We start from the raw sequence: 3,332 nt of genomic DNA on the forward strand, positions 1-3,332 counted from the left end.
CACCCGCACCGTCAACTCGCCCGCCGAGACGCGGGCGCGGAGCGAGTCGCCGTCGGCGAACTCGCCCGGGTCGCGGACCGCCGCGCCGTCCTCGCTTTGGAGGACCGCGTTGCCGCGTCGGAGGGTGGCCGAGGGGGAGAGGGCGTCCACGCGGGCGAGGGTGTGGGTGAGATCGGCGTCGGCCCGGTCGAGGAGGTGCCCCAGGGTGCGCCGGGCCCGGTCCACCCGGTCGGCGACCTCCGTCCCGCGCTGCTCGACCATGCGGTACGGCGCCGCGAGGGCAGGACGGCTGAGCGCCGCCTCCAGGCCGCGCTCCTCCCGGTCGAGGATGCCGCGCAGTACCCGCAGCGCCCGGTCCCGTACCAGCTGGACCCGGGCCAGCTCCTCCCGTACGTCCGGCACGATGCGCTTGGCGGCGTCCGTCGGGGTGGACGCGCGCAGGTCGGCGACCAGGTCGAGCAGCGGGGTGTCCGGCTCGTGCCCGATCGCGGAGACCACCGGGGTGCCGCACTCCGCGACCGCCCGCACCAGACGCTCGTCGGAGAAGGGCAGCAGATCCTCCACGCTGCCCCCGCCGCGGGCCACCACGATGACGTCGACCTCCGGGTGGGCGTCGAGCTGCTGCACCGCCTCGATCACCCGGGGGACCGCGGTCGCGCCCTGCACGGGGACGTTCCGCACCTCGAAGCGCACGGCGGGCCAGCGCAGCCGCGCGTTCTCCCGGACGTCCCGCTCGGCGGCCGACGCGCGGCCGGTGACCAGGCCGATCAGCCCGGGCAGGAACGGCAGCGGGCGCTTGCGGTCCGCCGCGAAGAGCCCCTCGGCCGTCAGCGCCTTCTTCAACTGCTCCAGCCGCGCCAGCAGTTCGCCCATCCCGACCGGCCGGATCTCGCTCGCCCGCAGCGACAGCGTGCCCCGCGGTCCGTACCACTCCGGTTTGGCGTGCACCACGACCCGCGCGCCCTCGCCGACCACATCGGCGACCTGTTCGTACACCGCGCGGTAGCACGTCACGGACAGCGAGGTGTCGTGCGAGGGGTCGCGCAGCGTCAGGAACACCACCCCGGCGCCCGGGCGGCGGGAGAGCTGCGTGATCTGACCCTCCACCCACACCGCGCCGAGCCGGTCGATCCACCCGCCGATCAGCCGCGACACCTCGCCGACCGGAATCGGCGCATCCGCCGAGGTGCTCTGAGCCATACCCGCACCCTAGTGCGCCCCGCCGACACCCCGCCCCGTGCCGGGGGTGGCCCCGTACGATGGACGGCATGACCTCTGACTCCGCCCGCCGTGTCCTCCTCGCCGCCCCCCGCGGGTACTGCGCGGGTGTGGACCGTGCCGTCATCACCGTCGAGAAGGCGCTGGAGCAGTACGGCGCCCCGGTCTACGTCCGCAAGCAGATCGTGCACAACAAATACGTGGTGCAGACCCTGGAGAAGAAGGGCGCCATCTTCGTCGACGAGACGGAGGAGGTGCCGCAGAACGCGATCGTGATCTTCTCCGCGCACGGCGTGGCCCCGGTCGTGCACGAGGAGGCCGCCCAGCGCAGCCTCGCCTCGATCGACGCGACCTGCCCGCTGGTCACCAAGGTGCACAAGGAGGCCGTCCGCTACGCCGGCGAGGACTACGACATCCTGCTCATCGGCCACGAGGGCCACGAAGAGGTCGTCGGCACCATGGGCGAGGCGCCCGAGCGCATGCACCTGGTCGACGGGCCCGCCGACGCGGCGAAGGTGAAGGTGCGCGACGAGTCCAAGGTGGTCTGGCTCTCGCAGACCACGCTCTCGGTCGACGAGACGATGGAGACCGTGGACGCCCTCAAGGAGCGCTTCCCGCGGCTGCTTTCGCCGCCGAGCGACGACATCTGCTACGCGACGCAGAACCGCCAGGTCGCGGTGAAGCAGATCGCCGCCGACGCCGACCTGGTGATCGTGGTCGGCTCCCGCAACTCCTCCAACTCCATCCGGCTGGTCGAGGTCGCCCTGCAGGCCGGCGCCGGCGCGTCGTACCTGGTGGACTTCGCCGAGGAGTGCGAGGAAGCCTGGCTGGAGGGTGTGCGCACGGTCGGCGTGACCTCGGGCGCGTCCGTACCGGAGGTCCTGGTCGACGGGGTGCTGGAGTGGCTGGCCGCGCGCGGTTTCGACGACGTGTCGGTGGTGACCTCGGCGCAGGAGTCCATCCAGTTCTCGCTGCCGAAGGAACTGCGCCGGGATCTGCGTGCGGAGGCCACCGAGCGGGAATCGGCCAAGAGGTGAGTGGCTCCACCCACCTCTAACCTGGGGGTCATGAACATGTTCGGTGTGGACATCGGCGGTACGGGAATCAAGGGCGCTCCGGTCGATCTCGACCGGGGCGCCCTGTCGGACGAGCGGTACAAGGTGCCCACTCCGCAACCGGCGACGCCGGAGGGTGTCGTCGACGGCGTGGCCGAGGTGGTCGAGCACTTCGGCCACAAGGGACCGCTCGGCGTGACCTTCCCCGGCGTCGTGGTGGACGGCGTGACCCGCACCGCCGCCAACATGGACAGCGGCTGGGTGGGCCTGGACGCGCGGAAGTCGCTGAGCGAGCGGCTGAACCGTCCGGTGGTGATCCTCAACGACGCGGACGCCGCCGGCGTCGCCGAGATGACCTTCGGGGCCGGCCGCGGCCGTGGCGGCACCGTCATGCTGCTCACCCTCGGCACCGGGATCGGCAGCGCCCTGTTCGTGGACGGGCACCTGGTGCCCAACACCGAGCTGGGCCACCTGGAACTGCACGGCCACGACGCGGAGAAGCGCGCGTCGGTCAAGGCACGTGAGGACGAGGACCTGAGCTGGGAGCACTGGGCACACCGGCTGAAGAAGTACCTCGCGCACGTGGAGATGCTCTTCTCGCCCGACCTGTTCGTGATCGGCGGCGGGGTGAGCCGGAAGCCCGACAAGTTCCTGCCGCTGATCCACGGGATCAGCGCGGAGATCGTTCCCGCGGAGTTGCAGAACAACGCTGGGATCGTCGGCGCCGCGATGGCTGCCGCAAAGCTCTGACGGCCACGATCGCGGCGGCCAGCACCGTACCGGTGTAGAGCCAGCCGGTCATCAGGGCCAGGCCGGTGAAGACCCCGACCACGTGCCCGAGCAGGCTGCCGTCGCCGCTGTCGGCCGTCAGGGTGATGCCCACCGCGAACGCGATGGGCGCCGCCACCGGCGCCGCCACCAGGTCGTACGGCCGTACGTACACCGCCGCGGCGATGCACACGGCCACGAAGACCAGCCCGAAGAAGATCCCGGGGCCGTCGAAGAGCAGCGAGTCGACGGCCCCGCCGACCACCGTCACCACGGTGGTCAGGGCGCCCG

The 3,332-nt window shown here is 72.0% G+C and carries 4 protein-coding genes; 2 read left to right on the forward strand and 2 right to left on the reverse strand.

What is annotated here, in order from left to right; translation table 11 throughout:
• On the reverse strand, positions 1 to 1,200 hold a 1,200-nt coding region (xseA, locus tag AC13HU_RS34555), incomplete at its 3' end, for an exodeoxyribonuclease VII large subunit (protein WP_483045948.1).
• Between the two features lie 59 nt (positions 1,201 to 1,259).
• On the opposite strand from xseA, the gene AC13HU_RS34560 reads away from it, so the two are divergent.
• Positions 1,260 to 2,255 carry a 4-hydroxy-3-methylbut-2-enyl diphosphate reductase gene (locus AC13HU_RS34560; protein ID WP_483045949.1) on the forward strand — a complete coding sequence of 332 codons (996 nt, stop codon included), beginning with the start codon at positions 1,260 to 1,262 and terminating at the stop codon, positions 2,253 to 2,255.
• A 30-nt stretch (positions 2,256 to 2,285) separates the two neighbouring features.
• Positions 2,286 to 3,023 carry a polyphosphate--glucose phosphotransferase gene (ppgK, locus tag AC13HU_RS34565; RefSeq protein WP_483045950.1) on the forward strand — a complete coding sequence of 246 codons (738 nt, stop codon included), beginning with the start codon at positions 2,286 to 2,288 and terminating at the stop codon, positions 3,021 to 3,023.
• Here ppgK and AC13HU_RS34570 read toward each other — a convergent pair.
• Positions 2,944 to 3,332, reverse strand: a 389-nt coding sequence (locus tag AC13HU_RS34570) for a DUF6542 domain-containing protein (RefSeq protein WP_483045951.1), incomplete at its 5' end; no start/stop codon positions are given. The two genes, ppgK and AC13HU_RS34570, sit on opposite strands and share 80 nt — an antisense overlap.

It is taken from the genome of Streptomyces sp. NH27, from assembly GCF_056859195.1.